Genomic DNA, 18,066 nt, shown 5'->3' on the forward strand with positions numbered 1-18,066 from the left:
ATAAAATGCCGCTTATTTAAGAATTGTAAGTAAATTATTGTACCGAATGAAAAAAGAGGGTTTTTAGACAGTTTGACGGTTTGGGGCTTGGCGAAGTGGGGGAATTAGAAGTACAAATGTTCAGTTTCGGACAAATGCCAAATAGAATTACAAATGTTCAATTTAGCACTTCTGCCCCCATTTTGCCAAACCCCTGTTAGCAGATCGCCCGATTTTCTGAGTTTGAATTTCAAATATACAAAAAACCACCAATAAAAGTTATCGGTGGTTTTCATAATAAATTTTAACCTGTTATTTTTCGTAGTGCTTACTTGTTATTAAGGCAATTGGCAAACCTACCAATGTCATATGCCAAATAATTCCCACAATTGCCAAACCTAAATCGAAAGGTCCTTTTGGGATATTAGAATTTGGTAAAACCAATAAATTCATTACCAACCAAATGCCCAAACCAAAAAGCAAACCTGCTATTATTTTATTGTTTCGCAACAATTCTATTTTGGGATATGCGTAAAAATATATTACAGCACATACATAAGCAATTATGAAATGATAAATAAGTCCTGCGACAACCATCATTGCACCACCTCCAATCGCTGTTGGGCTGTGAACACCGCTTGCTATAAATTGCAAAACTTGAATTGGGTTGAACCCAAACCAAATATAATACACAATTACGCCTGCAATGGCGTCTAAATTTCCCGCTACAAATCCTGATTTTAGGATTGTCATTAATCCACTTTTTTGTTTCATTTCTGTTGTCATTTTTTTTATTAATTAATTGTTTGTAAAATTTGTTTCTGTAATTCAGGCAATACTTTTGTTGAAAACCAAGGGTTTTTGGCTTGCCAAATATTGTTTCGTGGCGATGGATGTGGCAAAGGAAAATAACGAGGTAAATAGGTTTCAAAATTTTGAACCGTTTCGGTAAGCGTTGGTTTTACTACACTACTCAAATAATATTTTTGAGCAAATTGCCCAACCAAAACAATAAGTTTTAGTTCGGGCATTTGTACTAATAATTTGTTGTGCCAAAGTGGCGCACATTCTTTACGTGGTGGAAAATCGCCATTTTTTCCTGTGCCAGGGTAGCAAAAACCCATTGGCATTAATGCTACTTTTTCAGCATCATAAAATGTTTGTTTATCAATGCCTAGCCAAGTTCTTAAATTGTTGCCGCTTATGTCGTTCCAGGAAACGCCTGTATTGTGTGTAATTCGTGCTGGTGCTTGACCAATAATAACGATTTTACTTTTAGAACTTGCTTGTACTATTGGGTTTGCACCGCATTGCAAATGCAGTTCGCATTCTTTACAGTTTTTTATTTGTTCTAAAAGTTGATTCATTATTTTTAAAATTACAGAGTTGGAACTTCTGGGAAATCTATTGGAATAAGCGTTATACTGTGTAAGTAATTTGTAATTATTTTTTCGCCAATTTGTAAAATCACATCGACTAAATTTCCTTGGTTATATCCTGCTGAAATGAAGTTTTCTAATTGCGTTTGGTCAATATGCCCTCTCGTTTCAGTAATGTTTTTCGCTAATTTTACTAACGCATCGTACTTTTCGCTGAAAGTTGCTTTTCCACTTCGTAATTCCAATGCTTGCTCGTCTGTAAAACCGTTCATTTTACCAATTGCTGTGTGAGCCGCTTTGCAATATTTGCAGTTGTTTACTTCGCTAACTACCAAGTTTACTACTTCTTTTTCTTTGTTGCTCAACGATGATTTATCGTTTTGAAAAGAAATGTAACGTTGCAATCCGTTGTCGGACAAGCCTAATGTTGCAAATAAATTTGGCACAAAGCCCAAACCATTTAGTATGGCATCGTAGGTTGGCAAATTGTTTTCTGATTGTTGTTCTCTTGTTGGAACAGTAAATTGTGTACTCATTTTTTTGTTTTTTAAATTGTTAAATTTTATTGATTGAAATTATTATTGAACAGACAAGTCTGTTTTTTTTGATGTAAAAAAATTATAGTAACTTTTCTACTATTTTTCGAGTTGTTTTAATAGTCCACAAATCTTCGTGAACTTTGCTTGAAATAATTGCACCTTCAAACAAGATATAAAGTTCATCAGCCAAATCTTCTTTATTACTTGGTTTTAAAATATCCATAAACAATTGTCTGATTTTGTTTTTTTGATTTCTAATAATAGATTTTACCTCTTTGTTATTATTTGAAATTTCAGCCAATACATTTAGAAAATGACAGCCATTGAAACAAGTCTCATTTGAAAACTGGGTTAAAAAATCAAATACGCCCAATACTTTTTCTTTTGGGGTTTCTTTGTCATTAGTTATTTGTTGCAATATTTGGTTAGTTGTAGTTGCAGTATTTTGTAAATATTCTTTTAACAATTCTTCCTTTGATGAAAAATGTGCATATAAACTTGCTTTTGCAACTCCTGCCTCTTTAATAACTTGGTTTATTCCCGTTGAGTTATAACCTTGTTCATAAAACAATTTTGATGCAGTTTCTACTATTCGTTCTCTTGTTTGCATTTGTCTAATTATTATTTCGGATGCAAATGTACAACAATAATTATAAAAAACAAACAAGTCTGTCTATTTTTATTTTCAGAAACCGTTGAATGTTTTGGGTGTCGCTCACGGGTGTCTGCTAACGGTTGCGCTTGGTGCAGGTTGCCACCGTGAACGTGAATAGAAAGAAAATGTTTCTGCAACTTGCTCCAAACGCTTGTTACAGGACGGCACTAATTTTTAATAAATAATAAACTAAAAAAATGAGAACAATTAAATTTCGAGCTTGGGATAATGGTAAAAAACAATGGTTGCTTGGTTACGAATATCCAAATTTAGGTGGTTTTAGTATGGATGGCGAGTGCGTTTTAATGGGTGAATGGGCGAATGTTTGTACATCTTTTATGTTTGAAAATGACAATCGTAAAAGAGCAGATTTGAAATTAATGCAATTTACTGGACTAAAAGACAAAAACGAAAAGGAAATTTATGAAGGTGACATCGTTATTTATAACAGAGGCGTTGGAAATTGGACAGGACAGAGAATGTCAACTACTCACGAGATAGTTTTTACCGACGAAGTATTTGCTTTCGTTATGAAATACGGAAGTAGTTATATTAAGTTAAGAAAACATTGGAATTACATATATGAAGTGATTGGGAATATACACGAAAATCCAGAATTATTAACCGTTCCAACCGCTGTCCTGTAACTTGTTTATATCCTCCTTATGCCTGTAAGGAGCTGTATTTATTGATATTCTTTAATTTTAAAACTCTTATAGTACAACATAAGTACAACAAATCAGAATACTTTTACTTGACTATAGATCCCAATACCATTGAGCTGCGCTTGGCGATTCATCATTTGATACGCTGCAAGCTGGCCACAATAATATTGTTGGGTTGCTTTAGCATACCCATTTTGTAAAAGTAACTCATTTAAACATAATCCACCAGGCAAAATCACATACCCCAATTGCCGGTTCCAGTAATCGTAATAGTTCTCCTTCTCCGTGATGATGGTTACAACCGTTTTAGGTGGTGCAACCGACAAAACGAAGTTCAAGGATTGCAAACCAAATTGCTGCAATAATTGGGCAGGCAAACTGCTTTTTTCTTCGTCTTCTTTCATTTTTCTGTTAATCTTTACTTCTGGTGCATCTAAACCATATAGCCGGATTTCTTTTCGCAATCCAGTGAAACGATGGCAAATGATGATGCTATCTCCATCAAGGACTTCTTCAATTTGCCAGTGGGTTTCCACTGTGTACGGTATTTTAGCGCTGTATTGCATTGATATTCAGTATTTTAGTAGTTGATTATTCAAAGATAATAATCGACATTTGATTAAGCAATTGCAAGCAAATATTAACTTTTAAAATTTAGAAAAAATGGCAAGACAGAAAGGTGTTATTAAGTATGTTGGAACTCTTGGAGACATCCGACATTTCAAAATTAAAGGACAAGAAGGTTACTTCGCCGGAATGGTTGGCGGTCCTACAGGAGATCAGGTGCTCACAGCACCGGAATTCGAAAGAACTCGTGAGAATATGAACGAGTTTGGCGCAAGTGCCAAAGCCGGGAAATCGGTTCGTACTGGTTTATCCCAAGTGATGAAACAAATGTCCGACAGTCAATTGACTGGGCGTTTGACTTCTGTTATGAAGAAAATTAATTTGGAAGACCAAACCGAAGCGAGAGGTTACAGAAAAATTGAAATCAGCACACAACGTCGTTACTTGAAAGGTTTCGAGTTTGACAAAAACGCTTCTTTTAACGGGATTTTCAATGCGCCGTACTTACTAAATCATACCGTTGATAGAGCAAGTGGAGAGTTTGTTGTTGATGCTTTTAATCCAGCGAATTTGGTGAATGCTCCATCAGGAGCCACACATTTCCGTTTGATCAGTTCTCTTTCCGTAGTGAGTGATTTTGAATACAACGCAACCACTAACAGTTATGACCCAATGGATGCAGCCTTGAATGAGGTAAGCGACATTCAATACAGTGGATTTTTAGACTTGTATGACGCGGTTCCATCCACTACAATTTCTGCAACATTACCTGGAGGAGTTTTACCAACCGTAAATACAACAGTTTTGCAGTGCATCGGAATTGAGTTCTACCAAAAAGTGGGACCAAATTATTACTTATTTGCAAGTGGTAACTGCTTGAAAGTCGAGGACGCTTTTTAGAAAAAACCCAAAAGGATCCCTCGCCAAAAACGAGGGATTTTTTATTTCAACTTCTTAATACCAAAACAATGGAAAATAAAATAATCAGGGTTGCCCAAGGCAAACAAAGCACATTGAGTCAGTTGTACATCAACGGAATTTTCCAATGTTATTTGTTGGAGGACAAAATCAGGGAAGTAAAAATTGCTTCTCAAACTGCCATTCCAACAGGAGTTTTTGAATTAAAACTTAATACTTGGGGAGCTAAAAACGTCAGTTACAAAAAAGCTTTTGGAAAGCTGCACCAGGGAATGATTGAGATTTCCGGTTTACCGAATTTTAGTTTTGTTTATATCCATACCGGAAACACAATTAAGGAAACGGCCGGATGTCCGCTTTGCGGTTTTGGTTTTCAGTTTGTTGATGGAGATTATCAAGTTTCCCAAAGTATTGCAGCCTACAAAGTGATTTATCCCAAGTTGGTTGCATTGACAGAAGATGCTTCCAACAAATTTACCGTTGAGAATAATTTCCAATTTTAAAAAATTAATCCAATGGAAAATATCAACGCCATCGCAGCACTTTTTGGAACACTAATCACTTTATTACTTTCCGTTGTGGCTTATTTTATCAAACAATTACACACCGATTTCAAGAGTGTAGAGAAAGATTTGATTGAAGTAAAAACAATGGTTTTAATCATCAAAACCGAGTTCAAAAGTGGCAACGATTTACTGAACCAAAAAGTAGAATACATCGAAAAAAGAGTACACGATTTAGAATTATTCATCCATAAAAAATAATATTATGAAAAATAACAAAATGAATTTAGCAGAAAGAGTTTTGGCACCAACTCCGAAATGGTTTAAAATTTTGAGAACTGTCGGAATTGCTTTGGCAAGTATTGGCGGAATTATCATTGCTTCTCCGGTGGCTTTACCTGTCGGAATAGTTTCGGCAGCAGGATATTTAATTCTGGGCGGAAGTATCATTACTGCAGTTTCACAAACTGGAGTAAAATCCGAAGAGAAAGCGGATCCGGAAAAGTAAAAAAGTTTAAAATCAAGCAAAAAAGCTCCGAATTTCGGGGCTTTTTTCGTTTATAGCATTAAAAAAATGTCATTTGCTTTGCTTTTCCCCGTTTTTTTTAAGTGGGCGGAATATATGGCACTTACATTGGGTTTAAGGAGGTTTCATTTGTCAGTCAGAAGGGTTTTTGTTTGTCAAAATAAAAATCAAAAGGAAGCATCGGACATCAAATATGTGAGAGGGCAATCGGAAATGGGAGGAATTTGAGCTGTTTTTTTTGAAAGAATGTGAATCGGGGTGGTGGTTTTGAAATGAGATGCCTTGACATTTTTTCAAAAAAAATTGCATCCATAGGGGTTTGGGGAAATGGAAGATTGCCCCAACTAAACATACGTAGTGCGGTGGCAGCAGCGAAACAAGGGTGTTGTTTTTCTATTTGTTGGGTTGGATGTTTCTGATTGCTTTCCTGAAAAAGTTGATGCCATAGATTTGATTAAGGTTGGAGATTCGGGAAGTAAAAGTGGGGTTGTTTGGAACGGTATGGCATCGGCTTTTTGGGAAAGCAATTACCTGGAGGATGGTGGCAAATAAAAAACAATACGCTTGTGGGCAAATTTGGTTTTGTGGGTGCTTAAAGCTTCTGTATAAATGAGGGTTTTATTTTTACAAGAATGTGCTGTTTGGTTGGTATAGCACTCACAAAAGCAATGTAAAATGTACCGAGTGCGCTGGCAGAAGCGTTGAATTTGTGCGTTGGCAAAGCGGCTATTTTACATAATTTTTGTTATAACTACGGCTTTGGTGTGGCTTGGCGGATGTCGGCAGTATTATAACACCAATTATGTTATTTAGCTTGGGGTTGTTTTTATGGCGGATTATTTGTTTGAGCGTTGGCAATAGCTTATTATTTTTTTTAGGAACGACAAAAAAGTAATGTGCTATTATTGTATGGCTACAAATAATGTGACCTAAAAACAACTATGAGGCTGGGTACGGAACAAACTAAAAGACAGACGGTTTTTGCTTTTTCTGCAAAATACTGGGTTTTAGTTTGTGGGGCGTTTATTACCTGCTAAACATTCTGTTTTGTTGAGACCATTCTAAAGAAAATGAATTAAAAGAAAGCAAAGGCAAAAAGTAAATACCACCTTTTCGGTGGTTTTTACTGTGCGGAATTGGAAGCTGTATGCAGTGCAGTGAAACGGAATGAAATACTGCTGGAGATGGGGTAAAACCTCACACGCTTCTTTGTATTCCAGCTTCCTTTCTTTAAAAATGTTGCTGATTTATATCCTTAATCCGTCTTAAAATTCCATACCTGTCCGATGGTTTCTCCACCTTTTCCATCTTTTACTAATACTTTCCAGTAATAATTTGTGGAAGAAACTAAATTAGCGACATTCAAAGTTTTTGCAGTTTGGTTGTTGCCTATTTTTGTTATCGGCGGATTAACGGTTCCGAAAAACACATCAAAAGTTAGCACATCCGTTGCATCGACATCATTGGCATTCCATTCTAATGTTGCGGTTGTTGTTTGTACAATTGAATTTAAAGCAGGTTTTACCAGTTCAGGCGAAAAAGGTATATGATTTGTTTCACCTGTCCCTTCTGTATAAAAATTAAATACAGTGGAATAACTGCTTGACAAACTTTTGCTGTCTGTTGCCTTTACCCTCCAATAATAGGCTATTCCTTTTTCTAAGGAAATGGTCTTTGTGGTTGAGGATTCATTGAGGGAATGTGCTATTTGGCTAAACTGATTGTCTTTTGCCACTTGAATTTGATAGGTAATAACGTCTCCGTCTGGATCTGTAGCGATATTCCACTGAAAACTAACCGAATTATCAATACACAATTTTCCATTAGTAGGCGCTACCAATGTTGGTGTTGTTGGAACTTTATTTTCAGCTGGTGGCACAGGTTTTGGATCATCTCCACCGCCTCCACAAGACCATAAAATAATACTAAATGCTACGATATATAAAAACTTTTTCATGGTTATTCTTTTATGATGGTTAGGCTAACAGGTGTGTCTAAATATATTTTTACGACATATACTCCAGTTGGCTTGTTTTCTATGTTTATCTGAACTTTTCCGTTAACAACCTGATATGTTTCCTTTGAGATTAATTGTGAACCTACTGTGAACAATTCAATAACAACCTCTTTTACTGAAAATGGCAATGTGATTTCAAAAACACCTTTGGTCGGATTAGGATAGGCTTTAATATTTTCAAATAAATCAATTGTTTTTGAGAATACCCCTTCGCATAAAACAGCTGTTTTGACTTCCACTAAATCTCCGTGATTTACATCCAACATAAATGATGGAGATTCGGTATTTAAAACATTAATTCCATTTATGAATACATTGTATGGAGCTGTTCCTTCGGCAATATCAATAGAAGTTCTATTTGATGTTACACTTGATTTACCTGAAACTGTTTTACCCTCTGCAATAGTTATTGTAAAACATTGTTCAAAGGTGACACCTGTAATTTTAATACAAACATTATATGTACCGGGAGACAGATTAGAAACTGACAAACTATTATTGGTAAAATTGTGGTTAACACCATTAATAGTGGCTACATAATTATGAGTTGCCTGTGCTGAAATACTTATTTTACCATTATTTTTATCTACACACGTTTCACCAATTACTTCAATAGAGAAGTTATTGGATGGCAAAAAGAAACAGCCGTTTGCATTTACATTGGTTCCTGAAGCGGTATTAGGGCATAAATCCTTGTCATTCATAATGCCATCTCCATCATCATCAATCTGACTTTGTGAACAACCTGTTGCGTTTACAGTTTGGCCTGATGGTGTATTTGGACATAAATCAACATTATTCATTACGCCATCACCATCATCATCTATTTGACTTTGGGAACATCCTGTTGCGTTTACAGTTTGGCCTGATGGTGTATTTGGACAGGTATCAAGATTATCTTTAATTCCATCATTGTCTGTATCTAGTTGAGAAGTCGAACATCCCGTTGCGTTTACAGTTTGGCCTGATGGTGTATTTGGACAGGTATCAAGATTATCTTTAATTCCATCATTGTCTGTATCTAGTTGAGAAGTCGAACATCCCGTTGCATTTACAGCTTGGCCTGCTGGTGTATTTGGACAGGTATCAAGATTATCTTTAATTCCATCATTGTCTGTATCCAATTGCGAGGTAGCACATCCATTTGTATTTACAGCTTGGCCTGCTGGTGTATTTGGACAAGTATCAAAATTATCTGTAATGCCATCATTGTCTGTATCCATTAATTGAGATGCAGAACAACCAGTTGCGTTTACTGTTTCACCTGCAGGTGTATTTGGACAAACATCTGAGATATTAGGTATTCCATCTTCATCATAATCAAAATCTTCGACTGAGAATTGAATTTGAGGACTCAAAGGATTTTCAACGCCATTACTATCAATATAAGTGATTCTAAAAAACACATCATTACTTCCTTCAAATTCAGGTATAAATTTTACTTTATATGTATAGGTATTGTTTCCTAAAAACTCTTTTGTTATTTCATCATTAGAATATGTTACTCTTTTTAATCCATCAATATTTTTATCACCCCACGGAGTTTGATTATAATAAACAACCCACTCAGTAATTTCACCTCTCAAATTTTCTAAACTCCAAGGATATACATCTGTGTGGAATGGATTTGGATTATCAGGAAGGTGAGTCGTTTTCCAATTAATTTCTACTTCTTTATTGTTTTTCAGAAAACCAATTTCTGATAGAGGTGTTAATATTGGATAATTAACATATTTAAATTTTAAATTTTCTTTTCCAAATAAAACCCAGTTTTGAGAGTATAAATTATTAGAAAAATCCCCATCAAATGGACGAGATTTAATTATATCTTTAAATCCATCGTTGTTCAAATCAACAATCTGAATATATGGGGTCCAGTTTTTCGAACTTTCATCTAAATAAAAGTTTTGTTGTTTTAAATCATTTGTTATTTCATTAGTTAAATCATTATAAATAACTTTTCCTTGACTATCAAAACCTTTATTTTCTAAAAATATTAATTGCCAACCAGAAACATAGTCGGTTTCAGTTATAATTAAATCTTTACTCCCATCTTTATTAAAATCAACAAAGTCGAAATCCATAAAATTACCATAATTTCCATATTCTAGTTCCTGTATCTTATTTCCAAATGTTCCATCACAATTACCATAGGCTATTCTTGAGCTAGACAACCAATAAATTAAATCTAAACAACCATCTTCATTTATATCTTCAAGTTCTACCGCAAAAGATTGTTTATTATTACCCGTAGTTTCAGTTATGATTGATAACTTTTCCGTAAAAATACCCTTACCATCATTAATGTAGGATATCATTCCTTCTTCATTATGCGCTTGAGCTACAACAAAATCTATATCTCCATCATTGTCTATATCTCCAACTGATACTCCATGGTGATAACCTTCACTTTTATATCTGCTTGGAGTACTAATCGTCTTTTGTTCCCAGCCCATTTGATTTGATAAAATAATATCTAAATAGGATAATTCTAAATACTCTTTCTCGGGATGACTTACACTGACAATATCTAATATCCCATCACCGTTAAAATCTGCTGATACCGTTTTTCTACTAAAAGTTTGTCCGACATTGTTATGAATCAATGAACTTTCATTTTCTAATCGACCTGTTAATGGATTGTATAAAAACAACAAAAATGGGACTTTTTCTTGTTCAGAAGATATGAATGAAAAAAATATATCAGAATACCCATCATTATTAAAATCCCTAACAAGTCCTGTTTGAGAATAAACCCAATCGTTTGATAATTTAATATCATCCCATTTAAAAAAACTTGAATAATCTATCCAAATAGGACTTTCAAATTGATTTTGGTTAAAGTTATTTTCCTTAAATGTTGATTTTGACCATAGCATCTGAGTCTGTGCGTGAATTGATTGATATGAAGGATATATCATTATTACAATCAACAATATTACTTTTATTTTTTTCATAGAGCATCGCTAATTAATATTTCAAATATAATTGATTATGTGTTAAGTTTCACAAGGTTGTTGTTTAATACCTTGCTTGATTTTTACTAAACTTACAATTTTATTTTCAAATTCAATCAAATTAGCCTCTTTTTTAATGTTTTTTTAATTAAATTATACGATATCGTATAATTCTTTTCTGGTTAATTCGATGGTTTCCATAAAATATACCTCTTTAAAAAACAGCATTAAATATAATAAATGTTATCTAAATTTTGTGCAGCTGAATGAGGTAATGAATTTTATTTGGCCACTAACAGTAATTATTGAAAAATATATTTGTTCTAAAACTTGATATAATAATTAAGACAAAGCGTGTTCTAATTTTTCTTTCCATTTATCCCAATTGGGATATAAGCTGTTTTGTAAATCATAAAAATCTTTATTGTGATTGTGGTGGATTAAATGGCATAGTTCGTGAATTACTACATATTCTATGCTACCCTTAGGTGCTTTTATTAATTCTTTATTTAGCGTTATTTTACCTGATTTGGTGCAACTGCCCCAACGTTTTTGCATCAATCTTATCTCTAAAACAGGTTTTTCAAGTTTATATTTATTGAATTTTTCTAAAGAACGATTCAGTAATTCTTCAAAATGAAAGATTGCTTTTTCCTTGTACCATTCATTTAGTTTTTTTGCCAAATATTCCGGATTGGTTTTTTTAGTTCTCATCATCATTGCACCTTTAGAAATTTTTATTTCATTTATGGTGTCTTCAATGATTTGCAACTTATATTGTCTTCCTAAATACAAATGTGTTTCTCCACTTACATATTTACGTTCCGGCGTATTTGGTTTATAACTATAAAAGAATGCTTGTTGTTTTAATATCCAATTGGCCTTTGATTTTACCTTTTTATTGATGTCTATTAGATTTGTATCATTTGGCGCAATAACTTTTACCAACCCATCCGGAAAAACTTTTATGCCCAATGTTTTTCTTGCAGCAAAAGACAATTTGTATTCAATGCTTTTGCTGCCATAATTTATTTGTTGGAGTGAATGAAACATTATACGTATTTGAGTTTGGCAATTTTAATTACTTCTTCAATCAATTCATCAATTTTATCAAAGGAGAATTGGGTGTCGTATTGTTGCTGTTTATTGAAAAGCAAATCATCCAATTTATTTTTTAATTCTTTTTCAATCTCTGTATTGGTTTGCCAATCGATAATAAGCGTTCCGTTTTCATAAACAATATTCTTAATACATTCTTCTACCTCTAGTGCTGTACTGGCTTGTACTTCTTTTGGCTCGGGAGCATTACTGAAACTGTTTTCTAAAAGGGCATTGATTTGGTTGTAATAAGCAATTGCTGTTTGCCGATCTTGGATGCTCTTCGGAACATTATTTTGTTTGCCTGTGAGAAATTGGTTTTCGTATTCTTTGGCTTTTTGTAAATAAAGGGCTTCGTCAATACGGTGCTGGTGATAATCTTCAATTGTTTGCCTAATCAGTGAGGATAGTTTTTTATAAAATATGCTATCATCATTCATTTTAACATTAATTGCTTTTATGGTTCGTGTTGCAATATGATCCGCTTTTGCAGCTTTCCCAACTACTTTTTCTACTTCGGCTTCTCTTTTTTCTCTGTCAAAAATATTTACCAGTTCCGTTATTTTTAAGACTTCGCCATCCGTTGTAATGTGCTTGTTAATTAACTTTTGCACTTGTGGTTCAAAAGCGGCGAAATCTAAATCGTCAAAATATCTTCGCTTTACATCTACCCTTAATTGCAAGAAAAACTTGGTGTCTTTTTTGTATTTGTCAATGGTTTTTTCGTTTTCAATATCGTTAAATTCGATTGATGCCATTGCTAACTTAAACAAGCGCACAAAAGCAGACAGCTTTTCATAAAAAGGGTGCCTGATACTCTCATCACTTAATAATTCGGAATAGGCTTCTGCATCGTATTTGTTTTTGATGGTTTTGAAAATGTCCCATAACTCGCTGTGCGCTTGTGGCAATTTTTCTATTTCCTTATTGATGTTTATTACTGTCCCTGTTAATTCTTCGTTGTCAAAACCACTTAATCCGCTGTAGGTTTCCAGTGCATTGTCCAGATTTTCCAGATTGCCGAAATAATCAACAATGAAACCATATTCTTTTCCTTCTGCCACGCGATTTACCCTGGCAATGGCCTGAAGTAAGGTGTGGTCTCTTAATTGTCGCGTAACATATAATACTTGATTATTAGGCGCATCAAAACCCGTCAAAAGCTTATCCACCACAATAATTATTTCCGGAACTTCCTGTTTTTTGAAAGCACTGATTACTGATTTCTCATATATTTTTTGCGTACCATATTTGTCCATCATTGCCTTGTAAAACTTCAACACGACATCATCATTTTCTTCAAAAGCATCCTCATGATTTTCTCTTGTATCAGGTGCAGAAATTAATACTTCACAATTTACTTTCCCAATTTCTTTTATGTATTCCCGGTATTTTATCGCTGTGGTTTTATTGGGGGCGACTAATTGTCCTTTAAATCCAGTGCCTTGAATGTTATCGACAAAGTGTTCACTAATATTCCAAGCTCTTGCATAAATTACCTGATCGGCTTTGTTGAGTTGGTTTGTGGAACTGTATTTTCTTTTAAGTGCCGCTTTACCATAAGGGGTGAGCGGTTCGGAAATCTTGTCGAAGAAAGAATCCAGCGGCTTTTCGTTAACATCAATTAAATTGTGTCTTCCTTCATACAATAATGGCACAACTGCTTTGTCTTCTACAGCATCCGTTATTGAATAGACGTCAATAATGCCTCCGAATTTATTGGCGGTACTTTTTTCTTTCTTCATCAATGGAGTACCTGTGAACGCCACAAAACAGGCATTGGGGAAAACCTTTTGCATTTTCACATTAAACGTACCATATTGGCTACGGTGCCCTTCATCAATCAACACAAAAATATTAGGAGAAGTAAAACCTTCTTTGGCCTGGTTTATGGCTGCTTCAAATTTGTGGATCAGCGTTGTAATTACGGCATCTTTTGGGCTACTGATAAGATCTACTAAATCTTTTCCAGTAACAGCTTCTACGACATCGACGTGGCATTTTTGGAATGTTTCCGTGATTTGGGTGTTTAAATCAATCCTATCCGTAACCAGAATGATTTTCGGATTTTTTATTGTTTTTTGGGTTGCAATTAGTTGGGCCAACATTACCATCGTCAATGATTTTCCACTTCCCTGAGTATGCCAAATTACGCCCCCTGTACGCTTACCTTTGGTATCGGGAACACTGATTCTTTTGAGTGTTTCCTTGATGGCAAAATATTGTTGGTATCGCGTTATTTTCTTTATCCCGTCATCATACACGATATAATTGAATATTAGTTCCAGTAATCTTGATTTCTGGCATAAACTATAAATCAATTTATCCTGTTCGGTTACTATTATTTCTTCTTTTTCCAGTTGATTGAAATACTGCAACACATTGCTAAAACGTTGTTTGAAAATGGCTGTCCGTTCTGTATTGGGCAATTCACTATTTTTCAGTTGTCTGATGGCATCCCCATATTGGATTCCTTCTTCTTTGGTTCTAAACACTTCTTTCCAGACACTCCAAAACTCTTTTTGTGTGGCTGTGGTTGCAAATCGTGCTTCGTTTACCGCTAATGAAATTACAAGGTTGGAATATTGGTATAAGGCTCTTATACCATCTTCGTGCTGGTTTCGTAAATGTTGGGAGATGGCTTCATCTACCGGTTTTTTTATCACATTGCTTTTGCATTCTACCACCACCATTGGAATTCCATTGATAAACAATACAATATCCGGACGGTAGGTATCATTTCTTTCGCTGCGCAAAACCGCATATTCCTCTGTAACGTGAAAGCTATTATTTTCAATAGTTGCCCAATCGATGTACTGAAAAGAGAAACTTTTTTTATCGTTTAGAATGGATTGTTCCAAACTTTTACCTAATGTTATTAAATCGTAAAAGGCTTGATTTGCTTTTATAAAACCATCTTGTATTGGCAGATCTCTCAAGGCAATAACTGCAGCATTGATATTGCTTTCTGAAAAAGCAAACTCTTTGTCTTTGTATTGAATGCTGTTTATTTTTTCGAGTTGTTTTTTTAGAATAGGTTCCAATAAAACATTGCTGGTTCTGCCGCCCCGTAACTCCATTACTTCGTCTGGCGACAAGTATTTATACCCCATTTTTATGAGTAATTGCAATGCCGGAATTTGACTGATGTGGTCTTCTATATAACTTGGGTTCATAACTACTTTATGATTTAAAACAATGAATTAATAGCTGTCTGTTTTGACTTTACAGAGAAAAAAAATGGTAATACAGATAATTGAAACCGACCGAAAGACAATAGAAAAAAAATAAATACAGCGAAAAAAAACAGAATACAGATAATTGATGCTGATAATGAAAAACCTGTAAACCGCCTAAAAACAAGGCGTCTGCTATTGATACTGCTGATAATATGGCTAAAGAAAAGCGAAATACAGCTAATTGATCCTTTCTAAAAAAGATTTTACTGTAAACTATACAGCATTCTTTTTTTGAATTATGGAGAATACTATTCATATTTGGAACGTAAATAATTGACCACCTCATTAACTAATAAATCTCCTCTTAAATCAATATGGAGCCATACATTTTGACACATTTTAATACTTTTTGACATATTTGTTTTTTTTATTAAAATTAAGTATTACTTTTGCCGTACTCATTTTACCATTTGGAAAAAGGAGTTTCGGGGCTCGTTACATCAAGATATGTATCGAGCCCTGCGGTTTAATATACTTCTGGCAATCTTTTTTTCAACATCTTTTTTATTTTTTTTTCTCCGAATTCTTTGTTTAGATAATAAGCTGTAACTAAATAATAATCTCGTAAACTGCGTTGTGGATCTAGCACAATTAAGTATTTTTTATCTTCATCGTAGATATAAGTTCTGATTATATCTTGTCTTTTCTTTTGGTCTCTTTCTTCTACACTAAAAACAAAAACATTTTCTTTTTTAGTTTCTTCCAAATGGTATTTTATCCAATGTAATCTCTGTGAACGACACATTTCAAATACTCTTTTTGGATATTTATTGCCATTTTCATCTTCTTCTTGAATTTCTTCGCAAGTTAAATGTTTGAAGAGAATTACCATTGCTGGTTCTTCGCCTTGAATAGGTCTAATTATTTTTGTTCGGAAATTTAATTTTTCATTTTCTTCTATATCTCTTTTGAAAATTGCTAATAATGATTGATTTCTTTGGTATTCTGGTAAATGACCAATTTCTAGAAGTTGCGGATATTTTTTTAATAAATTTATTGGCATACTTCTTATTTTAAATCAATAAAAAATAAATTGAACTTCTCCTGACCTATTGCTGTAGAACGTGTTAATGGTTGTTTACTATGCTGCTGAATTTTTTCTATTAATTTGTTTTTGGCAATTACAGTATTCAATCCTCGTAAATGATAAGACAATGCGCCTGTAATAATGTCGGTAAGTTGCATTAACTCGCTTTCGTGTGAACGAATGTTTTGAAGATTGCGTACCGTGATATAATTATTGTTCAAAAAGTCTTTTAAACCGTTTACTTTTTTGGCACTTCGAGTATCTTTTATATCAAGATAAATATTATAATTACATTCTGGATACAATTTTTTACTCAACAATTGAAAATACATTTTATAGTAAAAATCATCGTGATTTTGACCAAAATCATCGTGTTTTAGTTTGTCTTTGTCTATTACAATGGCACGAAATTGTAAATCGGTTGCAAAAAAATATTCAATCAAATCGTTGTATAACGGATAGGCGGATTTGGACAAACCACTCCATTTTGTTTCATAAAAAACGTGATGTTTGGCTTTGAGTTGTCTGATGTTTTTGGAATGTAATTTTACTTGATTGTAGGCACAACTAACATAGCCAATAAACATAAAAGGTTGCTTATCGTTTTCAAGATGACAACTCTCGTCACAATAAAAATTGAATGTTTTGCTCATTTTTCTACACTTTTACTTTAAATTTTTCACTCTCACTTTCCCAGTCAATAACTGCTGCATCAAGCCTTTTTTCTGTAACTGCAAGGTTTGTAGTTTTTGTTGGTACTGGTCAAGTTCTTCAGTGGCTTTGTCGAGAATGTTTGCAATTACTTTTTGTTCTGCAATATTTGGAAGTTTAATTTCTAATTTCAAGAAATCTATTTTACTCATTACCCTATTTCTGCCTGCTCCACCTGGAGAAATTAATTCTAACAAAAATTTGAAATGTTTTTGCAAAACAAAATGCCTAAAAAAATCAGGAATTGCATTTTGAGAATTGAAAGTATAAGTTGGAAAACGATGTGAAACCAAACCTCCTTCATCTTTTTTACTAACTATTGCCACTGCGTGTTCCCAAGCAAAAGTGATATTTATAATCAAGTCATTTTCTTTTACTTCATATATTGTTTCCATTGCAATAGAAGCTGGATCAAAATCATTTTTATGAAAAACCCCTTTGCCGTGGCTTCGCAATCCTAATGCTAAATAATTTTCAGAAGGTTTTTCTATCGGTCTTGGAGTAAAATTTAAACATTCGTTCATAACTTTTACTTTCCAATTTTCACTAAATCCTTTCACTCGTATTTTACCTGAAAGTAATTTTTGAGTTAATCCTTTATTTCTAACTTTCAACTCCTCAATAATCGCTTTGCAATTATCAATAGCTACATCCCAAGTAGAAAGTATAGAAGCTATTTTTTGTTGTTCTGGAAGTGGTGGAAATATAAGTTGATATTTGAATAGATTATCAAGTGTAATACTAACCTGATTTGCATTCCCTCTTACAATTGTCTCTATAAATTCAAGATATCTTTTAACTTTAAACTGGTTGAAAATAAATTCTTGATATGCAAATTCTTTTGATCTGATAATAACAGCATTTTGATTTAAAAGAGCTCCCTTGTATTTTTCTTCTATTTTAATAACCTTACCTACCATAGAATCGTACATCGGTGGTCGTGAACCAACGGTTGTAAATACTAAATCATTTAGTTTTAATTCCCATTTTTTATATTTTGATGCTTCATCGTAATCAATATAAATTGCTCCTTCCTCTTTAATAGAATTTGAAGTGGTATCTGATATTCTAATAATCCTAACACCCTCTGTAGTATAAATATCTGATTTAAAAGCAAATCCTTTTATGTAATTCGTTATTTCACCCAATGTTCTAATCTCCCAATCCTCTGGAATAATCCCGACAGCGGTTTGTTTGTAGCCAAGGGGTGCTTTTGTGGATTTCGGTATTTCTAAAGTATCATTGTTCATAATTGTGTGTATTTAAGGAAGGCATTGTTACCATAT

Annotated in this window: 18 protein-coding genes; 6 read left to right on the top strand and 12 right to left on the bottom strand. The window is 33.8% G+C overall.

Annotated elements, in window-relative coordinates; translation table 11 throughout:
• Positions 1-291: 291 nt before the first annotated feature.
• From Q8S45_RS03000 to Q8S45_RS03015, 4 genes are all read right to left on the bottom strand, one after another.
• Complete coding sequence (locus Q8S45_RS03000; protein WP_305601100.1) at positions 292-765, bottom strand: DUF1440 domain-containing protein; 474 nt, start codon at positions 763-765, stop codon at positions 292-294.
• 8 nt (positions 766-773) lie between these two features.
• On the bottom strand, positions 774-1,346 hold the full coding sequence (locus Q8S45_RS03005; RefSeq protein ID WP_305601102.1) for a uracil-DNA glycosylase family protein: 573 nt from the start codon (positions 1,344-1,346) through the stop codon (positions 774-776).
• 11 nt (positions 1,347-1,357) lie between these two features.
• Positions 1,358-1,894: a carboxymuconolactone decarboxylase family protein gene (locus tag Q8S45_RS03010; protein ID WP_305601104.1), complete on the bottom strand. Its 537-nt coding sequence runs from the start codon at positions 1,892-1,894 to the stop codon at positions 1,358-1,360.
• A gap of 82 nt (positions 1,895-1,976) precedes the next feature.
• Positions 1,977-2,507 (bottom strand): TetR/AcrR family transcriptional regulator, encoded by a 531-nt coding sequence (locus tag Q8S45_RS03015; RefSeq protein ID WP_305601106.1) that lies wholly within the window; start codon positions 2,505-2,507, stop codon positions 1,977-1,979.
• A 242-nt stretch (positions 2,508-2,749) separates the two neighbouring features.
• Between Q8S45_RS03015 and Q8S45_RS03020 the strand changes: the two genes are divergently transcribed.
• Positions 2,750-3,199: a YopX family protein gene (locus Q8S45_RS03020; protein WP_305601108.1), complete on the top strand. Its 450-nt coding sequence runs from the start codon at positions 2,750-2,752 to the stop codon at positions 3,197-3,199.
• A 92-nt stretch (positions 3,200-3,291) separates the two neighbouring features.
• Here the strand turns inward: Q8S45_RS03020 and Q8S45_RS03025 are convergent, their stop codons facing one another.
• Positions 3,292-3,783 (bottom strand): thermonuclease family protein, encoded by a 492-nt coding sequence (locus Q8S45_RS03025; RefSeq protein ID WP_305601110.1) that lies wholly within the window; start codon positions 3,781-3,783, stop codon positions 3,292-3,294.
• A gap of 97 nt (positions 3,784-3,880) precedes the next feature.
• Between Q8S45_RS03025 and Q8S45_RS03030 the strand changes: the two genes are divergently transcribed.
• From Q8S45_RS03030 to Q8S45_RS03050, 5 genes are all read left to right on the top strand, one after another.
• Positions 3,881-4,684, top strand: a complete 804-nt coding sequence (locus tag Q8S45_RS03030) for a hypothetical protein (RefSeq protein WP_305601112.1) — start codon at positions 3,881-3,883, stop codon at positions 4,682-4,684.
• Positions 4,685-4,752: 68 nt separating this feature from the next.
• On the top strand, positions 4,753-5,205 hold the full coding sequence (locus tag Q8S45_RS03035) for a DUF5675 family protein (RefSeq protein ID WP_305601114.1): 453 nt from the start codon (positions 4,753-4,755) through the stop codon (positions 5,203-5,205).
• A gap of 12 nt (positions 5,206-5,217) precedes the next feature.
• Positions 5,218-5,466 (top strand): hypothetical protein, encoded by a 249-nt coding sequence (locus Q8S45_RS03040; protein WP_305601116.1) that lies wholly within the window; start codon positions 5,218-5,220, stop codon positions 5,464-5,466.
• 70 nt (positions 5,467-5,536) lie between these two features.
• Positions 5,537-5,713 carry a hypothetical protein gene (locus tag Q8S45_RS03045; protein ID WP_305601118.1) on the top strand — a complete coding sequence of 59 codons (177 nt, stop codon included), beginning with the start codon at positions 5,537-5,539 and terminating at the stop codon, positions 5,711-5,713.
• A gap of 375 nt (positions 5,714-6,088) precedes the next feature.
• Positions 6,089-6,283 carry a hypothetical protein gene (locus Q8S45_RS03050; RefSeq protein ID WP_305601121.1) on the top strand — a complete coding sequence of 65 codons (195 nt, stop codon included), beginning with the start codon at positions 6,089-6,091 and terminating at the stop codon, positions 6,281-6,283.
• Positions 6,284-6,986: 703 nt separating this feature from the next.
• Here Q8S45_RS03050 and Q8S45_RS03055 read toward each other — a convergent pair.
• The 7 genes from Q8S45_RS03055 to Q8S45_RS03085 form a co-directional block, all read right to left on the bottom strand.
• Positions 6,987-7,688 (bottom strand): hypothetical protein, encoded by a 702-nt coding sequence (locus Q8S45_RS03055; RefSeq protein ID WP_305601123.1) that lies wholly within the window; start codon positions 7,686-7,688, stop codon positions 6,987-6,989.
• Between the two features lie 2 nt (positions 7,689-7,690).
• Entirely contained in the window at positions 7,691-10,705 is a 3,015-nt protein-coding gene (locus tag Q8S45_RS03060; protein ID WP_305601124.1) for a thrombospondin type 3 repeat-containing protein, read from the bottom strand.
• 342 nt (positions 10,706-11,047) lie between these two features.
• A complete protein-coding gene (locus tag Q8S45_RS03065) occupies positions 11,048-11,758 on the bottom strand; it encodes a M48 family metallopeptidase (RefSeq protein ID WP_305601125.1) in 711 nt (236 codons plus the stop codon).
• Positions 11,758-14,979 carry a type I restriction endonuclease subunit R gene (locus tag Q8S45_RS03070; RefSeq protein WP_305601126.1) on the bottom strand — a complete coding sequence of 1,074 codons (3,222 nt, stop codon included), beginning with the start codon at positions 14,977-14,979 and terminating at the stop codon, positions 11,758-11,760. The genes Q8S45_RS03065 and Q8S45_RS03070 overlap by 1 nt, the downstream gene beginning before the upstream one ends.
• A gap of 529 nt (positions 14,980-15,508) precedes the next feature.
• A complete protein-coding gene (locus Q8S45_RS03075; RefSeq protein ID WP_305601128.1) occupies positions 15,509-16,045 on the bottom strand; it encodes a hypothetical protein in 537 nt (178 codons plus the stop codon).
• A gap of 5 nt (positions 16,046-16,050) precedes the next feature.
• Positions 16,051-16,722 carry a DUF3800 domain-containing protein gene (locus tag Q8S45_RS03080; protein ID WP_305601130.1) on the bottom strand — a complete coding sequence of 224 codons (672 nt, stop codon included), beginning with the start codon at positions 16,720-16,722 and terminating at the stop codon, positions 16,051-16,053.
• A gap of 12 nt (positions 16,723-16,734) precedes the next feature.
• Positions 16,735-18,030, bottom strand: a complete 1,296-nt coding sequence (locus tag Q8S45_RS03085) for a restriction endonuclease subunit S (protein WP_305601132.1) — start codon at positions 18,028-18,030, stop codon at positions 16,735-16,737.
• Positions 18,031-18,066: the final 36 nt, after the last annotated feature.

The organism is Lutibacter sp., assembly GCF_030692605.1.
Taxonomy (GTDB): Bacteria; Bacteroidota; Bacteroidia; order Flavobacteriales; family Flavobacteriaceae; genus Lutibacter.

Coding starts and splice junctions, on each gene's coding strand:
- Q8S45_RS03035 (WP_305601114.1), top strand. CDS start 4,753: ATGGAAAATAAAATAATCAGGGTTGCCCAAGGCAAACAAAGCACATTG.
- Q8S45_RS03030 (WP_305601112.1), top strand. CDS start 3,881: ATGGCAAGACAGAAAGGTGTTATTAAGTATGTTGGAACTCTTGGAGAC.
- Q8S45_RS03060 (WP_305601124.1), bottom strand. CDS start 10,705: ATGAAAAAAATAAAAGTAATATTGTTGATTGTAATAATGATATATCCT.
- Q8S45_RS03015 (WP_305601106.1), bottom strand. CDS start 2,507: ATGCAAACAAGAGAACGAATAGTAGAAACTGCATCAAAATTGTTTTAT.
- Q8S45_RS03000 (WP_305601100.1), bottom strand. CDS start 765: ATGACAACAGAAATGAAACAAAAAAGTGGATTAATGACAATCCTAAAA.
- Q8S45_RS03040 (WP_305601116.1), top strand. CDS start 5,218: ATGGAAAATATCAACGCCATCGCAGCACTTTTTGGAACACTAATCACT.
- Q8S45_RS03065 (WP_305601125.1), bottom strand. CDS start 11,758: ATGTTTCATTCACTCCAACAAATAAATTATGGCAGCAAAAGCATTGAA.
- Q8S45_RS03055 (WP_305601123.1), bottom strand. CDS start 7,688: ATGAAAAAGTTTTTATATATCGTAGCATTTAGTATTATTTTATGGTCT.
- Q8S45_RS03075 (WP_305601128.1), bottom strand. CDS start 16,045: ATGCCAATAAATTTATTAAAAAAATATCCGCAACTTCTAGAAATTGGT.
- Q8S45_RS03010 (WP_305601104.1), bottom strand. CDS start 1,894: ATGAGTACACAATTTACTGTTCCAACAAGAGAACAACAATCAGAAAAC.
- Q8S45_RS03005 (WP_305601102.1), bottom strand. CDS start 1,346: ATGAATCAACTTTTAGAACAAATAAAAAACTGTAAAGAATGCGAACTG.
- Q8S45_RS03025 (WP_305601110.1), bottom strand. CDS start 3,783: ATGCAATACAGCGCTAAAATACCGTACACAGTGGAAACCCACTGGCAA.
- Q8S45_RS03070 (WP_305601126.1), bottom strand. CDS start 14,979: ATGAACCCAAGTTATATAGAAGACCACATCAGTCAAATTCCGGCATTG.
- Q8S45_RS03085 (WP_305601132.1), bottom strand. CDS start 18,030: ATGAACAATGATACTTTAGAAATACCGAAATCCACAAAAGCACCCCTT.
- Q8S45_RS03020 (WP_305601108.1), top strand. CDS start 2,750: ATGAGAACAATTAAATTTCGAGCTTGGGATAATGGTAAAAAACAATGG.
- Q8S45_RS03080 (WP_305601130.1), bottom strand. CDS start 16,722: ATGAGCAAAACATTCAATTTTTATTGTGACGAGAGTTGTCATCTTGAA.